The organism is Kitasatospora sp. NPDC092039 (genome assembly GCF_044756065.1).
Lineage (GTDB): Bacteria > Actinomycetota > Actinomycetes > Streptomycetales > Streptomycetaceae > Kitasatospora.
Window position 1 is genome coordinate 273,162 of record NZ_JBIVSD010000009.1, and the last position, 13,753, is coordinate 286,914.

Genomic DNA, 13,753 nt, shown 5'->3' on the forward strand with positions numbered 1-13,753 from the left:
GGGTGATGAGGAAAACTATAGACCATCCGGAGGGGTGCCTCCGACCACCCCCCGGCGAACGGTCGGGAGCCGCTCCTCCCGCCCGGCACCCGAAGGCCGCGCCCCTCCCGGAAGTACTCGGAGCCTTGCCCCCTCAGGACGAACGCCCTCGGGGCGGGGCGCCGGGTCGGCGCCCCGCCCCGAGGGCGTCGAGGTGGGAGGTGGGAGGTGGATCAGCCTTCAAGGGGCAGGTCGCCGGTCCGGACGGCGTCGACGAAGGCTTCCCAGGCGGCGGCCGGGAAAACGAGCGCCGGGCCGTGGGGGTCCTTGGAGTCACGCACCGGAACGAGGCCGGGGAACCCGGGGGCCACCTCGACGCAGTTGCCGCCGTTGCTTCCGCTGTAGCTGCTCTTGCGCCAGGCGGTCACGTCGAGCTCGTTCCTCGTCATTTCTGAACCCTTCCAGCGCATCGGCGATCAGCGCGAGCGACTCGGCAACCGACAGTGCCGTCCCATGGAGCAGATCATAGCTGCGGCGATGCCGGGCTACGGTGGCGGGATCATCGCTGGAATGTCCTCGATCGAGGCTCTCGGAGTAGACCGAAGTACGACCATCCGGCATGTCGAGCAACACCATGGAGGTATTGCCGACGGCCGGCCTGCAAGAGAACGGCACGACCTGGATAATCACGTTCGGGAGTTCAGCAACAGCCAGCAGGTGCTCCATCTGACGCCTCATCACGCCTGGGCCGCCGTAGACCGTGCGGATGGCGCTCTCGTCAAGCATCACCAGCAGGAGGGGCCCACCAGGCTCCAAGAACCGCTTCTGCCTCGCGAGTCGAGCCGCCGTCCGCTCCTCGATCACCTCGGCCGTGCCGGGCTCATTACTGATCGAAAACACAGCCTGCGCGTATTCACGGCACTGCAATAGCCCATTAATCACCGCGACTTCGAAGGCCTTGACAGCCAGGGCCTCGGCCTCCATGTCGACATGGCTCTGGAACCAGTCCGGGTGTTCATTCTGCGCATACCAGTCCACTCTCCCCCACAGCCGCTTCAGTGCGCCGCCGGTGTTGAGTAGTTCATCAGCCTTCTCCACCAGTTCAGGCGGCATGCGCCGCTGCCCCGTCTCGTACCGGGTGATGTTCGTCCGGCTGCAGTGCAGCAACTTGCCCAGCTCATCCTGGGTGTAACCGACCAGTTCCCGGTAGAACCGCAGCTCTTCGCCGAACAGTTCGGCCGAACTTGCCGTCAACTCCCGCTTGAACCGCCGATGTGCCACAGCTGGCCCCCTCACGCACCACGTGCCCCTGGCACCTGATTTCGGCCATCACCGTACCTCCGGATCCCCGACCATTGAGACCAGAACGCAATCATCCGCATGCGCAGCGTGATTGCGCACTACCCGTTGCACGCCCCCCTCCGCCCCCTGAGGTACTCCCCCATGCTCACCGCCCGTCTCCCCCGCTTGTTCGTCGCACGGCTCGACTCCCGTGTCGAATCCACGCCCCTGGCCCGGTACCTGCTCCGCGCCTACCTCTCCGGCCTCCCCACCGGCGACCACTACCGCGACACCGCCGAACTGCTCCTCGGCGAACTCTTCGCCAACGCCGTCCAGCACTCCGACGCCCCCGACGACCGCCACATCGAGGTCCGCTTCACCCTCACCCCCGACCACCTGCTGCGCCTCGAAGTCCACGACGCCGGCACCCGCCACCCCGTCCTCAACTCCCCCACCCCCGACGGCGAACACGGCCGAGGCCTGTTCCTCGTCAACGAACTCGCCGAACACTGGGGCTGCACCGACCGACCCGGCGGCATCGGCAAACTTGTCTGGGCCCTCGTCTCCCCCGCCCCCGTCACCGCCTGAAAGCCCGAACCCCCATGCACCTCACCACCCTCGCCCGCCACACCCTCTCCCGCGGCGCCACCCCCGCCACCACCTACGCCCTCATCGCCCGCCTCGGCCACCAGCCCCTCCCCTGCGCCCGAGCCGTCTGCCTCGCCCTCGACATCCCCCTCGCCGAGACCACCCGCCGCCTCGACGACTGCTACCACGCCCTCCTCGCCAACCCCCGCCCCGGCTCCGAACACGACACCGGCGAACTCCTCGAAGCCCTCGGCGTCTTCGACATCCCCGCCACCCTCACCCCCACCCAGACCACCGTCGTCAACCTCCTCCTGACCGCCGTCGACGCCATGGGCGGCATCCGCCCCGGCCACCACCACGGCCTCAGCCGCTGGTTCACCACCGGCAACCTCACCGCCGCCTACCTCTCCCTCGCCGCCACCCACCCCCTCCCCCGCACCGGCGACCCCGCCACCTACTGGACCACCCTCACCACCGCCGGCGAACTCCTCACCGCCACCGACCCCGACCCCCGCCTCAAGAACGCCCTCACCCACTGCCGCACCCGGACCCAGGAACCCACCGCCCACACCTGAGTTCCCACCCGGCCCATCGGTTCGATCTTGTTTCGAAGATCGTTCTGCTGGAGGCTGGGGCCATGCAGAACCAACCCACCTTCGTACTCGTCCACGGGGCCTTCGCGAACTCGTTCTCGTTCGCGCCGCTGCAGGCCGAACTCGCCCTGCTCGGGCACCGGTCCGTCGCGGTCGACCTTCCGGGGCACGGCTTCGAGGCGACCTACCCCGCGCCGTACCAGGCCCCCCAGGACCTCGACGCGCTCGCCGGGGAGCCCGGGGGCATCAAGGGGGTCACGCTCGCCGACAACGCCGCCCGGGTGATCGGGGTCCTCGAACGGGCCAAGGAGAACGGGCCCACCGTCCTCGTCTCCCACAGCAGGGGCGGCATCACGGCGACCGCCGTCGCCAACGCCCGGCCCGAGCTGGTCGACCGGCTCGTCTACGTCTCCGCCTGGTGCCCCGTCGACCTGGACGTGAACGACTACTACGCCCAGCCGGAGATGGCGGGCGTCGACCCGGGGGCCTTCGCCGCGTCGCTCGTCGGGAACCCGGCCGAACTCGGCCTGCTGCGGGTCAACTTCCGCACCGCCGACCCGGCGGCGCTCGCCGCGTTCAAGCAGGCGTTCGCCGCCGACCTCACCGACGACGAGTTCCGGACCTTCCTGAACACCTTCCAGCCCGACGAGAACCTCGACGTCGGCACCTCCACCGACCGGGCGCAGGCCGCCACCTGGGGGCGCGTCCCCAGGACGTACGTCCGGCTGGCCGACGACGCCAGCATCCCGCCCGCCATGCAGGACCGCCTGATCCGCGAGGGCGACGCCCTCACCCCCGGCAACCGCTTCGACGTCCGGACGGTCGAGGGGAGCCACCTGCGCTGGCTCGTCCACCCGGCCCCGGCCGCCCGGGTCCTGGCGGACCTCGCCGCGCTCGTGCCCACCGGGGCCTGAGCCGACACCGGCCCCATGCCACTGCGCAGGAAGTCGGCGGGGCCGACTTCCTGCGCACCCGGGTGAGGAGTGACTACCTGGGGCGGGAGCCGCTGAAGAGGTCCATGTAGGACACGTACTGCATCAGCTGCGGCAGCGTGTAGAACGTGCGCTGGAAGACCCCGGTGCCGATGACGTAGGGGGACGTACCGGCGTTGTTCATGACGCGGTACACCCAGTTCGAGAGCCCGCCCCAGTTCGTCTCCAGGTTGACGTTCTCCACGCCGATCTGGGCGAGGCCGTGGTCGCGGATGTTGCCGCGGACGTTGTCGAAGATCCGCCCGAAGCGCGCCGCCTCCGAGGTGGCCTGGATCATCATGACGAGGGAGTCCGCCAGGACGGCGCGCCCGCTGCCGCTGTTCTGGAGAGCGGCGATCTGATGGACCTGCTGCAGGGCGTTGCTGAGCCGCGGTCCGTTGATCTGCTGGCTCGCCCTGCCGCCGCCACCGGGGATGTTGTTGTAGTTGCTGGACCAGGGGAGGGTGCTCGCCTGGACGCCCAGGACCCGGTTGAAGCGGTTCCTGGCCGTGAGGCCGTCGTCGAAGACCCAGTGGGTGCCCCCGGCCTGGTAGAAGCCGGCCAGGTACAGGCTGTGCGGCCAGAAGTACAGCGCCCCCAGGTAGGTGCCGCTCCGGTGCAGGCTGATCTGGACGAGCTGGTCGTTGTCCGCCACCACGGTCTCGTCCAGGTCGGTCCTGAACCAGTCGTGGCTGCTGAGCGAGTGGAGCCGGGAGATCACGTCCCAGTACCGCTGGTGCGCCGAAGCGCCGCCGCCGTTCAGGTCGCTGATGTCCCAGTCGATGTTGGTGAGGCGCTCGCCGGTGTCGGCGCGCGCCGAGGTCGGCGTCATGCCCATGAGCCCGACCGCCAGCGTGAGGGCGATCAGTATGCCGGCCAGTCGCCGGCGCACCCGCGCCAGTGCGCCGGGTCCGTTCATCGTTAGCATGCGGGGGATTCCTCGGTGATCAGGGAACGGGTCGTCAGCGCGCCAGGCGTCGCCACTCGCCCTGCGGGTAGGCATGCATGACGCGCCGTCCGCAGGCTAGGCGGGCACGCCGTCCCCGCCTGTGCCGCCAGGGACCGAGAACTTGATCATCAGTGCACACCACCACCGGTCCGGCTCCTGCACGAGAAGCCGACTCCACCGACTTCCTGCGCAGCGCGCCCAGGGCTACCGTGCCGCCCGGTACGCCTCCAGGCGTTCGGCCAGCTCCCGCGGGTGGCCGAGCATGGGCAGGTGGTCGCCGGGCATCTCGTCCGGACGGAAGCCGAGCCGCTCCTCGACGTGCCGCCGCAGGAACGCGGGCGGGAAGAACCGGTCCCCGGTGGCCAGCAGGAACCTGGTCGGCACCGCCGGCCAGGCCTTCAGCGGCCACGGCGTCCCGAGCGGGGTCGCCGACTGCCGTCGCCGGTGGTCCGCGAGGAGTCCGTCGGCCAGCGCGGCCGGGGTGTCGTGCAGGAACAGGGCGCGCTCGTCCTCCTCCGCGCCCTCCGCCACGCCCCTGCGGCGGTCGGACTCGCGGCGGGCCGGCCCGTACCCGGTGTTCTCCCACCACTCCCCCGGCGTCTCCCCGGGAGCCGGTACCTGGGCCTGGAGCATGACCAGCAGGTCCGCCGACAGCCGCTCGCACACCAGCGGGCCGGTGAAGCCGCCGAACGAGTGCGCGACGACCATGGGCCGGCCCGCCCGGTCGCCACCCGCCCCGGCGGCTGCCGCGGCCACCGCGCCCACCACCGTGTCCGCGTACTCGGCGAGCCCGGCCGCGTCGTCGTCGCAGGGCAGGTCCGGGGTGACCACCGCATGGCCCCGCCCGCGCAGCTCGGCCGCCAGCGGCTCCCAGCACCAGGCATCGGTGGCCGCGCCGTGGATCAGCACGTACGTCGTCATGGATCACTCCCCGGCAGGAACGGACCGCGCCCCGCGACGTGCGCCGTGCCTCGCGCGTCCCGCGTCGCGCGCGAGCCTACCGGCCGGTCCGCCCCCGAACCGTCGGGCCGCACCCGCATACTCGTCCCAACGGCCATCCACGTACCGCCCGTTGGGGGAAGCTCTTGTTCCACGACACCCGCCCGCGCGGCATCCGCATACCCAGCCACCGGGAGACCGCCGAGGAGTGGGGCGAGCAGGTCGCCGCGCTGCGCGCCGCTCCGCCAGGGTGGTCGTTCCTGCTGGGGCGGCTCTCCTCCGACGGCTTCCTCTGCCACCTCGACCTCAACTACCACCTGGACGGCGAACCCGTCGCCGTCGTCCAGACCTCGCGGCCCGTCCCGGCCGGCCACCGGGTGGGTTCCCTCACCACCCCGCAGTCCCAACTCGCCACCTTCCTGGCCACCTCGGGACGCCTCGACCCGCGCACCCACCTCGCCCCGCCCGACGGCCCGCCGACCCCGGGCCAGGTCCTGCTGCACGGCGTCCCCGTCCCCGTCGAGGTGCACCACAGCCAGGGCTGCCGCAGCGCCCTGATCCCGCTGCCCCCCTCCCAGCGGGGCTACGCGATCGTCACCGCCGGCGCCGCCCACTGGGCCACCGCCACCGACCTCGCCCTCCGGCCGCCGGCGGCGTTCTGAGCGGAGCCGTACCGCACCCCGCGATTCACTCGTACGAGGGGGCGCAGTCGGGCCACAGAGGTTGATGCACCGTCATGATCGCGCCGAAGACGGCCTGTTCAGGCCAAATACCGGCCGGGCGCCCCCGGTACGGCGGTGCGGGCGGGGTTAGCCTGTGGCCATGGTTGCAAACCGCAAGGAAGAAGTAGCCGTGCGTGACGCGGAGTTCGTCAGCGGCCCCCTGCTGATCCTCCGGTCCCTAGCGTCCGGCCCCGACCGGACGGCCGTCGTCACCGCCGACGGCGCCAGGATCACCGCCGGCGACTTCGCCGCCGCCACCTACCGCCTCGCCCACGAGCTGGTCGCCCGGGGCGTCACCCGGGGCACCACCGTGACCCTGCTGACCGGCAACACCCCCGAGGCCCTCAGCGCCCGGTACGCGGCGGGCCTCGCGGGCGCCCGGGTGGTGAACCTGTACGACGGCATGAGCACCCCGGTCCTGGCCGAGATCACGGCCAGCGTGGACACCACCGTGCTGCTCGTGGACGCCGAACGGTACGCCACCGCCCCCGAGTTGCTCCCGCTGATCGACGTGCCGACGGTCCTCGCCCTCGGCCCCGGCCCGGCCGGCGGCGCCGTCCCGGCCATCGGCGAGGACGTCGTCGCCGCCTCCGCCCACCGCCCCGCCGAGCCCCCGGACGTCCGGGTCGGGCCGGAGGACGACCTCAGCATCCGCCACACCGGCGGCACCACCGGCATCCCCAAGGGCGTCCTCAGCCTGCACGGCCCGTACCGCCGCGTCTTCGACGCCCCGGTCGGCAGCGACCCCGCCGACGGGGTGCCCCGCCTGCTCGCCGCCACCCCGCTCGCCCACCTCGCCGGGATCATGTCCGACCTGGTCCTCCAGCGCGGCGGCACCGTCGTCCTCCAGCGCTCCTTCGAGCCCGGCGCGGTCCTGGCCGCCATCGAGCGCGAACGCATCACCGACCTCTGGCTGCTGCCGCCGCTGCTCCACCAGTTGCTCGACCACCCCACGATCGGCCGCACCGACCTGTCCAGCCTGCGGCACGTCCTGTACGGGGGCAGCGCCGCCTCGGCGACCCGGATCCGCGAGGCCCTCAAGGTCATCGGACCGGTCCTGTTCGGGGTCTACGGGATGTCGGAGGCGCAGCTGATCTCCCTGCTCACCCCGCAGGAGCACGACCGGATCGGCCCGGGCGGCCAGGTCCCGGTCGGCCGGCCCGCCCCGGGCGTCGAGGTGGCGGTCCGCTCGCCCGACGGCACCGACCTGCCGACCGGCGAGCAGGGCGAGGTCCACCTGCGCTCCTCCGCCGTCATGGCCGGGTACTGGAAGCAGCCCGACCTCACCGCGGCTGTTCTGCGGGACGGCTGGCTGAACACCGGCGACGTCGGCTACTTCGACGAGGACGGCTACCTCTACCTCTCCGACCGGGCCAAGGACCTGATCATCGTGGTCGGCGGTCACGTCTACCCGTCCGAGGTGGAGGACCTCCTCGTCACCCACCCGGCGGTCGCCCGCTGCGCGGTCTTCGGGGTCCGCGACGACCAGGAGACGGAACACGTCCACGTCGCCGTCGTACCCGCCCCGGGACAGCAGCCGCGGCTGGACGACCTCCGCGCCTTCGTCACCGACCGCAAGGGGCGGATCTACGCGCCCGAGGCCCTGCACCTCGTGGACGAGATCCCGCTGACGCCCGTCGGCAAGCCGGACAAGAAGCGCCTGCGCGAGGCCGCCACGGCCTGAGTCCCCACCCGCATCAAGGCCCGGCCCCCGGCCCCGGGACGGGCCGACTTCACCCCAACGTGGGGTTTGGCTCAACGAACCACGGCCTCCGTGCCGAGAAGCCAACGGGGTGGCGGCGCTGAGGGCCGCCACCCCTCCGCTCACAGCGCGGCCAGGAACCCGCGGACCGTCCGAGCCAGTTCGTCGGCGGCCGTGACCGGCAGCAGGTGGTCACCGGCCAGCTCCACCAGGACCGTGCCCGGGCGCCGGGCGGCCATCTCCGCCGCCTGCCCGGCCGGGACCACCCCCTCGGTGCCGCGCACCACCAGCGCGGGGCAGCCGCTCGCCGTCCAGTCCGCCCAGTGGTCCCCGTGCACGAGCTCCTCCGAGTCGTACATGTCCTTCGGGTGGAACGGCAGGCGCCACCCGCCGTCCGCGTTCCGCCGCAGCCGGTCCGCGAAGTACGGCGCGGCGGGGCCCAGCGCGGCCACCAGCTCCTCCCGGCTCGGGGCCTCGTACGGCAGCCCCAGCAGGAACGCCAGCGGGTTCGGCCCGTCCAGCCCGAGCACCACCGGCGCCTCCACGTCGATCACCGCCTCGACCCGCTCGGGTTGCCGCGCCGCGAACTGGTACGCGTTGATCCCCCCGAGCGAGTGCCCCAGCAGCACCGCCTTCTCCAGCCCCAGGTGGTCCAGCAGCGCCTCGACGTCCGCCAGGTACCCCGCCCGCGTGTAGTCCCCGGCCCGCTCCGACTCCCCCTGACCCCGCTGGTCCGGCGCCACCACCCGCCACTGGCCTGCCAGTTCGGCCGCCAGCCGTCCCCACACCGCCCCCTCGGACAGGTGCCCGTGGAGCGCCACCACCGTCCGGCCCGGGCCTCCGAAGTCCAGGTACGACAACCGGCGTCCGTCGATGGCCAGTTCGTCACGCTTCGCGTCGTTCATCCTCGGTTCCCCCTCGTCAATCGGTTGATGGGATAACCATACGCACGTCTTGCACGTCTGTGCAATACAAATGTCCAAGACGATTGTCCAAAGCCGCTGGCCGTCGTCAGCCCTCGTCGCGGCCGCGGAAGGCGCGGCGGTACTCGCGCGGGGCGACGCCCACGCGGGCGGTGAAGACCGGTCGCAGGGAGACGGCGGAGGCGAAGCCGCAGTGGGTGGCGACGGCGTCGACGGGGAGGTCGGTCTCCTCCAGGAGGCGCTGGGCGGTGAGGACGCGCTGGTCGAGGAGCCAGCGCACCGGGGTGGTGCCGGTGGTGGCGGTGAAGCGACGGGCGAAGGTGCGTTCGGACATCAGGACGGCGGCGGCCATCCGGCGGACCGTCCACGGGGTGTCGAGGGAGGCCAGGACCTCGGCGCGCAGGCGGGCCAGCGGGTCGTCGTCGGTGGCGGCGTCCGGGACCGGCGTGGGGATGAACTGGGCCTGGCCGCCCGCCCGGAACGGGGCGGTGACCATCGCGCGGGCGATGGTGGCGGCGGCCTGCTGGCCGTGGGCGGTGCGGACCAGGTGGAGGCAGAGGTCGATGCCCGCCGCGACGCCGGCCGAGGTCCACAGGCCGTCGCCGCCGGTGAACAGCACCTCGGGCCGGACCGTCACCGCCGGGAAGCGGCGGGCGAGTTCGGGGGCCAGCGCCCAGTGGGTGGTGGCCTCCCGGCCGTCCAGCAGACCGGCCTCGCCGAGGACGAAGGCGCCCGCGCAGAGCGAGGCGATCGGGACACCGGCGGCGGCGACGGCCCGCAGGGCCGCCAGGACCTCGGGGCTCCGCCGCGCGGCCGCGTCCTCGACGCCCGGCACCACCACCAGGTCGCAGTCGGCCAGCGCCGCCGGCCCGTGGTCGGGGACGCGTTCCAGCCCGCCGCCCAGCCGCACCCGGGCGCCCTCCGGCCCGCAGATCCGCAGGTCGAAGACCGGCAGACCGGGCCGGGAGCTCCGGTTCGCCCACACCTCGCCGATCACCGCGTAGTCGAAAGCCCGGACACCGTCGAAGATCAGGCAACCCACCGTTCGCATGGCAGGAAACCTAGAGCAGGAACACCCATGGCAGGAATCTATCGATGGGTGGCTTCTCTGCCCATCACACCTCCCCCGCCCCGCCGACCACCATGGAGGGCATGACGAACACCGACGCCTTCGACGCCCCGCTCACCCTCGACGACGACGCCGTCCTGCTGCTCATCGACGTCCAGAAGGGCTTCGAGGACACCGCCTTCTGGGGCCCCCGCGACAACCCGCAGGCCGAGCAGCGGATGGCCGAGCTGATCGCCGCCTGGCAGGCCACCGGCCGCCCGGTCGTCACCGTGCAGCACGCCTCCGCGCGCGGCCCGCTGGTCGAGGGCACCCCGGGGTACGAGCTGAAGGACTTCGTCGCCGAGGTCACCCCCGAGCTGCACATCACCAAGACCGTCAACAGCGCCTTCTACGGCACCCCGGACCTGCACGCCTGGCTCCAGGAGCGCGGCGCCCGGCAGCTCGTGGTCACCGGGATCATCACCAACGTGTGCAACGAGACCACCGCCCGGATGGCCGGCAACCTCGGCTACGACGCGATCTTCCCCACCGACGCCATGCACTCCTTCGACATGACCGGCCCCGACGGCACCACCGTCCCCGCCGCCGACCTCGCGCGCGCCACCGCCACCACCCTGCACGCGATGCGCTTCGCCAAGGTGGTGACGACGGACCAGGTGCTCCAGGCCGCTAAGGCCTGAGCAGCGGCCGGTACGCGTTCCCCTCCTCCGCGTTGAGCAGCACGTACGAGGCCCCGAGGCCCAGCGCGAGCTCCCGCAGCCGCGCCAGGGCCTCGGCCGTGGAGGGGACGTCGAGCCCGAGCGCGGCGGCCGCCGCGTCCCGCTCGGCGAGCAGGCCGGGCTCGTCCTCCAGGTACTCCTCGGCCGCCTCCAGGCTCTCCCCGACCGTCAGCCGCGGGCAGTCCCGCCACCACGGCACCGCCAGCAGCAGCCGGACCAGCTCCGGCACCCCGACGGCCAGCAGCGCCGCGCCGCCCTCGGAGTCGGCGTACAGCACCGGCCGCTCCTCGCCGCCCTCGCCGCAGAGGAAGTAGGTGCCGCCCGCGCCGTCCTTGGCCACCGGCTCCAGGGCCGCGCCCGAGGCGAGGACGACCTCCTCGACGTGCCGGTAGCTGCGGGAGGGGTCGAACTCGCCGGGCCAGGCCAGGAAGTCGGCGGCGGCGGAGTCGGCGCGGATCGCATCGAGGAGGGACATGACCGCACCCTACGGCGCGCCACGGACAGCCCGGACGGCCGGACGGGCCGGACGGCCCCGGCGGCCCGGACCGTCCGGACCGGACCCGCGGCACCACGGCACCACGGCGCCGCGGCCTCAGGCCGCCAGCCGCTCCGCCAGGTACTCCTCCCAGGTCCGCCGCCCGTGCTCGGCCCCCGTCAGGGTCAGGTTGTCCCCCGCCCGGTACGCCCGCCCGACCTTGCCCGGCACCCGGACCGGCAGCTGCCGGCGGCTGCGGCCGCGCGCCGCGAGGTAGCCGCGGGTCAGCTCGCGCATCTCGTACACCGTGGGACCGGCCAGGTCGGGCACCATCCCGGCCGGTTCGTCGAGCGCCAACTCCACCAGCCGGGCGGCGACTTCCCGCACGTCCACCGGCTGCCAGCGCACCCCGCCGGGGGCCGGCACGAGCGGCAGCTTGGCCATCTTCTCGGCCACCGTGAACGCCAGGTCGTGGAACTGCGCGGCCCGCAGGATCGTGTACGGCAGGCCCGAGTCGGCGACCGCCCGCTCGGCGGCGTGCTTGGCCCGGAAGTAACCGAGCGGCAGCCGGTCGGCGCCGATCACCGAGATGTACACCAGGTGCCGCACCCCGGCCCGCTGGGCGGCGGCGACCAGCAGCCGGGTGGCGACGTCGTCGCCCTTGGGGCCGCCCGCCAGGTGCAGCACGGTGTCCACGCCCGCCAGCGCCTCGTCCAGCCGCCCGGCCGCCGTCGCCGCGTCCCCGAGCAGGTCGCCGCGCACGTACGCCACGCCGTCGGCGGCCGGGCGCTCCTGCCGGCTGAGCACGCGCACCGGCAGCCCGGCCGCGCGCAGCAGCGGGACCACCTGCCGGCCCAGGGTGCCGGTACCGCCGGTGACCAGCACGGTCCGCTTCGTCATGATCGTCTCCGATTCGTCCCGGGAGGGGAGTTGATCTCCCCGCCGCAGCCGTTGTTGGGTGACTCCTGCTGCCCTGACCCCTGGCGACGAAGGAATGTGACACGTGGACGAGAAGGCGGACGAGAAATCTGCCCGAGCCCTGCTCTTCGAGGAGCACCGCCCGCACCTGCGCGCGGTCGCGTACCGGATGCTCGGCTCGATCAGCGAGGCCGAGGACGCCCTCCAGGAGGCCTGGCTCCGCTACGACCGCACCGACACCGCCGACGTGGCCAACCTCGGCGGCTGGCTGACCACGGTGGTCTCGCGGGTCTGCCTGAACCTGTTGCGCGCCCGCGCCCAGCGCCGCGAGGAGCCGCTGGAGCCCGCCGGGCCGGACGGCGAGCCGGGCCCGCCGCGCATCCCCGACCCGCTGCTGCGGCGCGAGGACGTGGTGGACCCGGAGCAGGAGGTGATGCTCGCGGACTCGGTCGGGCTGGCGCTGATGGTGGTGATGGAGTCGCTGTCGCCCGCCGAACGGGTCGCCTTCGTGCTGCACGACCTGTTCGCGGTGCCGTTCGAGGAGATCGCCCCGCTGATCGAGAAGACCGCCGCCGCCACCCGCCAGCTGGCCAGCCGGGCCCGCCGCAAGGTCCAGGGGCAGGCTCCCGCGCCCGACCCGGACCTCGGCCGGCAGCGGGTGGCCGTGGACGCGTTCTTCGCCGCCGCCCGTAACGGCGACCTGGACGCGCTGCTCGCCGTCCTCGACCCGGACGTGGTGCTGCGCTCGGACGGCGGCACGGCGATGGCCCGGCACACGGTGGTGCTCTCCGGCGCCGGCACGGTGGCCGGCCAGGCCGTCCTGTGGGGCACCCTGTCGCCGTTCGCCCGCCCGGCGCTGGTCAACGGCACCGCGGGCGCGGTGGTCATCGGCGGCAACGGGCGGGCGCTGTCGATCATGGCGTTCACCGTGGTGGACGGCGCGATCGTCGCGATCGACGTGCTCACCGACCCGGACCGGCTGGCGGCCCTGGACCTCTCGGCCTTCCGGGACCGGTAGGACGCCCCGGAAGCGTCGACGGAACGGGGTGGGGAGGCAGCGGCGCCTCCCCACCCCGTTCCGTCGTTCTTCCGCCGTTCCGCCGCCCTCGGCGCCCGACGGCGCCGCCCGGCCGCGCGCGGCGTCACCAGCCCTGCGCGACCACCCAGTCCGCGAGGTGCCGGGCGCACCCGTCGACCGCTTCCTTCCAGGTGTGCCCCGCGCCGTCCCCGGCCTCGTCGCTGACGTGCTTGACCAGCCGCACCGGCACCCCGGCCCGGTGCGCGACGGTGGCGACGGCGTAGCCCTCCATGTCCACCAGGTCGGCGTGCTCGGCGAGCCGGTCGCGGGCGTCCGTGTCGGAGACGAAGAGGTCGCCGGTGGCCAGCACCGGCCCGTCGCCCTTGCCGATCACCAGCGGGGCGCCGTACTCGCGCCCGGTGAGCGCGTGCAGGGCGGCGGTGTCGAGGTCGTGCTGGATCACCTGGACCACGTGGTGGGTGCCCTCCCAGCCGGGGCGCAGCGCGCCGGCCGTACCGAGGTTGATCACCTCGGAGGGCTTCTCGCCCTGGGCGAGCACGGTGGCCAGCGCGACGGCGGCGTTGACCTTCCCGATCCCGGTGAGCAGCACGGGCAGGCGGTCGTCCAGGTGGGCGGCCTCCTCGCGCACGGCGACGACGAGCAGCGGACGGTCGGGCGAGATCGTTCCAAGCAGGCGCATGCCCCCATCGTACGGAGCGAGGGGGTGCCGTACCCGGGATTGCCCGCCGGTGAACGGACCCCCGCGTTCCGCCCGGCCGGGGAACCGCGTAGGGTGCGGGCCGCGTCGGACGGTTCGCCACCTCGCGGGGCGACGGGCGGGAGCGGCGGGAACGGCGGGAGCGGTACGGCCCGTACCGGCGGCCCGGGCAGCACCGGCCGCACCAGC

General features: G+C 73.2%; 16 protein-coding genes. 7 read left to right on the forward strand and 9 right to left on the reverse strand.

What is annotated here, in order from left to right; all coding sequences use genetic code 11:
• Positions 1–212: 212 nt before the first annotated feature.
• On the reverse strand, positions 213–407 hold the full coding sequence (locus ACIQI7_RS19985; RefSeq protein ID WP_401111577.1) for a DUF397 domain-containing protein: 195 nt from the start codon (positions 405–407) through the stop codon (positions 213–215).
• Positions 313–1,260 carry a helix-turn-helix domain-containing protein gene (locus ACIQI7_RS19990; RefSeq protein ID WP_401111580.1) on the reverse strand — a complete coding sequence of 316 codons (948 nt, stop codon included), beginning with the start codon at positions 1,258–1,260 and terminating at the stop codon, positions 313–315. The genes ACIQI7_RS19985 and ACIQI7_RS19990 overlap by 95 nt, the downstream gene beginning before the upstream one ends.
• Before the next feature lie 162 nt (positions 1,261–1,422).
• On the opposite strand from ACIQI7_RS19990, the gene ACIQI7_RS19995 reads away from it, so the two are divergent.
• From ACIQI7_RS19995 to ACIQI7_RS20005, 3 genes are all read left to right on the forward strand, one after another.
• Positions 1,423–1,848: an ATP-binding protein gene (locus ACIQI7_RS19995; protein WP_401111583.1), complete on the forward strand. Its 426-nt coding sequence runs from the start codon at positions 1,423–1,425 to the stop codon at positions 1,846–1,848.
• Positions 1,849–1,862: 14 nt separating this feature from the next.
• Complete coding sequence (locus tag ACIQI7_RS20000; RefSeq protein WP_401111585.1) at positions 1,863–2,423, forward strand: hypothetical protein; 561 nt, start codon at positions 1,863–1,865, stop codon at positions 2,421–2,423.
• Between the two features lie 62 nt (positions 2,424–2,485).
• A complete protein-coding gene (locus ACIQI7_RS20005; RefSeq protein WP_401111586.1) occupies positions 2,486–3,355 on the forward strand; it encodes an alpha/beta fold hydrolase in 870 nt (289 codons plus the stop codon).
• A 73-nt stretch (positions 3,356–3,428) separates the two neighbouring features.
• On the opposite strand, the gene ACIQI7_RS20010 is transcribed toward ACIQI7_RS20005, so the two are convergent.
• Both ACIQI7_RS20010 and ACIQI7_RS20015 read right to left on the reverse strand, forming a co-directional pair.
• Positions 3,429–4,340: a ribosome-inactivating family protein gene (locus tag ACIQI7_RS20010; protein ID WP_401111589.1), complete on the reverse strand. Its 912-nt coding sequence runs from the start codon at positions 4,338–4,340 to the stop codon at positions 3,429–3,431.
• Positions 4,341–4,565: 225 nt separating this feature from the next.
• On the reverse strand, positions 4,566–5,282 hold the full coding sequence (locus ACIQI7_RS20015) for an alpha/beta fold hydrolase (RefSeq protein WP_401111592.1): 717 nt from the start codon (positions 5,280–5,282) through the stop codon (positions 4,566–4,568).
• 164 nt (positions 5,283–5,446) lie between these two features.
• Here ACIQI7_RS20015 and ACIQI7_RS20020 point away from each other — a divergent pair, with 164 nt between their 5' ends.
• Together ACIQI7_RS20020 and ACIQI7_RS20025 are read left to right on the forward strand one after the other, a co-directional pair.
• Positions 5,447–5,962, forward strand: coding sequence for a hypothetical protein (locus ACIQI7_RS20020; protein ID WP_401111594.1), 516 nt, complete (start codon positions 5,447–5,449; stop codon positions 5,960–5,962).
• A gap of 190 nt (positions 5,963–6,152) precedes the next feature.
• On the forward strand, positions 6,153–7,706 hold the full coding sequence (locus ACIQI7_RS20025; protein ID WP_401111596.1) for an AMP-binding protein: 1,554 nt from the start codon (positions 6,153–6,155) through the stop codon (positions 7,704–7,706).
• A 140-nt stretch (positions 7,707–7,846) separates the two neighbouring features.
• Here ACIQI7_RS20025 and ACIQI7_RS20030 read toward each other — a convergent pair whose 3' ends face one another.
• Positions 7,847–8,629 carry an alpha/beta fold hydrolase gene (locus ACIQI7_RS20030; protein ID WP_401111599.1) on the reverse strand — a complete coding sequence of 261 codons (783 nt, stop codon included), beginning with the start codon at positions 8,627–8,629 and terminating at the stop codon, positions 7,847–7,849.
• Between the two features lie 106 nt (positions 8,630–8,735).
• A complete protein-coding gene (locus tag ACIQI7_RS20035; protein ID WP_401111602.1) occupies positions 8,736–9,698 on the reverse strand; it encodes a GlxA family transcriptional regulator in 963 nt (320 codons plus the stop codon).
• Between the two features lie 101 nt (positions 9,699–9,799).
• On the opposite strand from ACIQI7_RS20035, the gene ACIQI7_RS20040 reads away from it, so the two are divergent.
• The gene (locus tag ACIQI7_RS20040) at positions 9,800–10,396 is read left to right on the forward strand and encodes a cysteine hydrolase family protein (RefSeq protein WP_401111605.1); all 597 of its coding nucleotides are present in this window, start codon (positions 9,800–9,802) and stop codon (positions 10,394–10,396) included.
• Here the strand turns inward: ACIQI7_RS20040 and ACIQI7_RS20045 are convergent.
• Together ACIQI7_RS20045 and ACIQI7_RS20050 are read right to left on the reverse strand one after the other, a co-directional pair.
• The gene (locus tag ACIQI7_RS20045; protein ID WP_401111606.1) at positions 10,386–10,910 is read right to left on the reverse strand and encodes a hypothetical protein; all 525 of its coding nucleotides are present in this window, start codon (positions 10,908–10,910) and stop codon (positions 10,386–10,388) included. The two genes, ACIQI7_RS20040 and ACIQI7_RS20045, sit on opposite strands and share 11 nt — an antisense overlap.
• Before the next feature lie 117 nt (positions 10,911–11,027).
• Positions 11,028–11,810 carry an SDR family oxidoreductase gene (locus tag ACIQI7_RS20050; RefSeq protein WP_401111609.1) on the reverse strand — a complete coding sequence of 261 codons (783 nt, stop codon included), beginning with the start codon at positions 11,808–11,810 and terminating at the stop codon, positions 11,028–11,030.
• Positions 11,811–11,913: 103 nt separating this feature from the next.
• On the opposite strand from ACIQI7_RS20050, the gene ACIQI7_RS20055 reads away from it, so the two are divergent.
• Complete coding sequence (locus ACIQI7_RS20055; protein ID WP_401111611.1) at positions 11,914–12,846, forward strand: sigma-70 family RNA polymerase sigma factor; 933 nt, start codon at positions 11,914–11,916, stop codon at positions 12,844–12,846.
• A 124-nt stretch (positions 12,847–12,970) separates the two neighbouring features.
• On the opposite strand, the gene ACIQI7_RS20060 is transcribed toward ACIQI7_RS20055, so the two are convergent.
• Positions 12,971–13,546, reverse strand: coding sequence for a nucleosidase (locus ACIQI7_RS20060; protein WP_387757848.1), 576 nt, complete (start codon positions 13,544–13,546; stop codon positions 12,971–12,973).
• Between the last annotated feature and the right edge of the window lie 207 nt (positions 13,547–13,753).

Excerpts from the sequence above, each read along its gene's own strand:
- ACIQI7_RS19995 (WP_401111583.1), top strand. The coding sequence starts at position 1,423 with ATGCTCACCGCCCGTCTCCCCCGCTTGTTCGTCGCACGGCTCGACTCC.
- ACIQI7_RS20000 (WP_401111585.1), top strand. The coding sequence starts at position 1,863 with ATGCACCTCACCACCCTCGCCCGCCACACCCTCTCCCGCGGCGCCACC.
- ACIQI7_RS20005 (WP_401111586.1), top strand. The coding sequence starts at position 2,486 with ATGCAGAACCAACCCACCTTCGTACTCGTCCACGGGGCCTTCGCGAAC.
- ACIQI7_RS20010 (WP_401111589.1), bottom strand. The coding sequence starts at position 4,340 with ATGCTAACGATGAACGGACCCGGCGCACTGGCGCGGGTGCGCCGGCGA.
- ACIQI7_RS20015 (WP_401111592.1), bottom strand. The coding sequence starts at position 5,282 with ATGACGACGTACGTGCTGATCCACGGCGCGGCCACCGATGCCTGGTGC.
- ACIQI7_RS20030 (WP_401111599.1), bottom strand. The coding sequence starts at position 8,629 with ATGAACGACGCGAAGCGTGACGAACTGGCCATCGACGGACGCCGGTTG.
- ACIQI7_RS20035 (WP_401111602.1), bottom strand. The coding sequence starts at position 9,698 with ATGCGAACGGTGGGTTGCCTGATCTTCGACGGTGTCCGGGCTTTCGAC.
- ACIQI7_RS20040 (WP_401111605.1), top strand. The coding sequence starts at position 9,800 with ATGACGAACACCGACGCCTTCGACGCCCCGCTCACCCTCGACGACGAC.
- ACIQI7_RS20045 (WP_401111606.1), bottom strand. The coding sequence starts at position 10,910 with ATGTCCCTCCTCGATGCGATCCGCGCCGACTCCGCCGCCGCCGACTTC.
- ACIQI7_RS20050 (WP_401111609.1), bottom strand. The coding sequence starts at position 11,810 with ATGACGAAGCGGACCGTGCTGGTCACCGGCGGTACCGGCACCCTGGGC.
- ACIQI7_RS20060 (WP_387757848.1), bottom strand. The coding sequence starts at position 13,546 with ATGCGCCTGCTTGGAACGATCTCGCCCGACCGTCCGCTGCTCGTCGTC.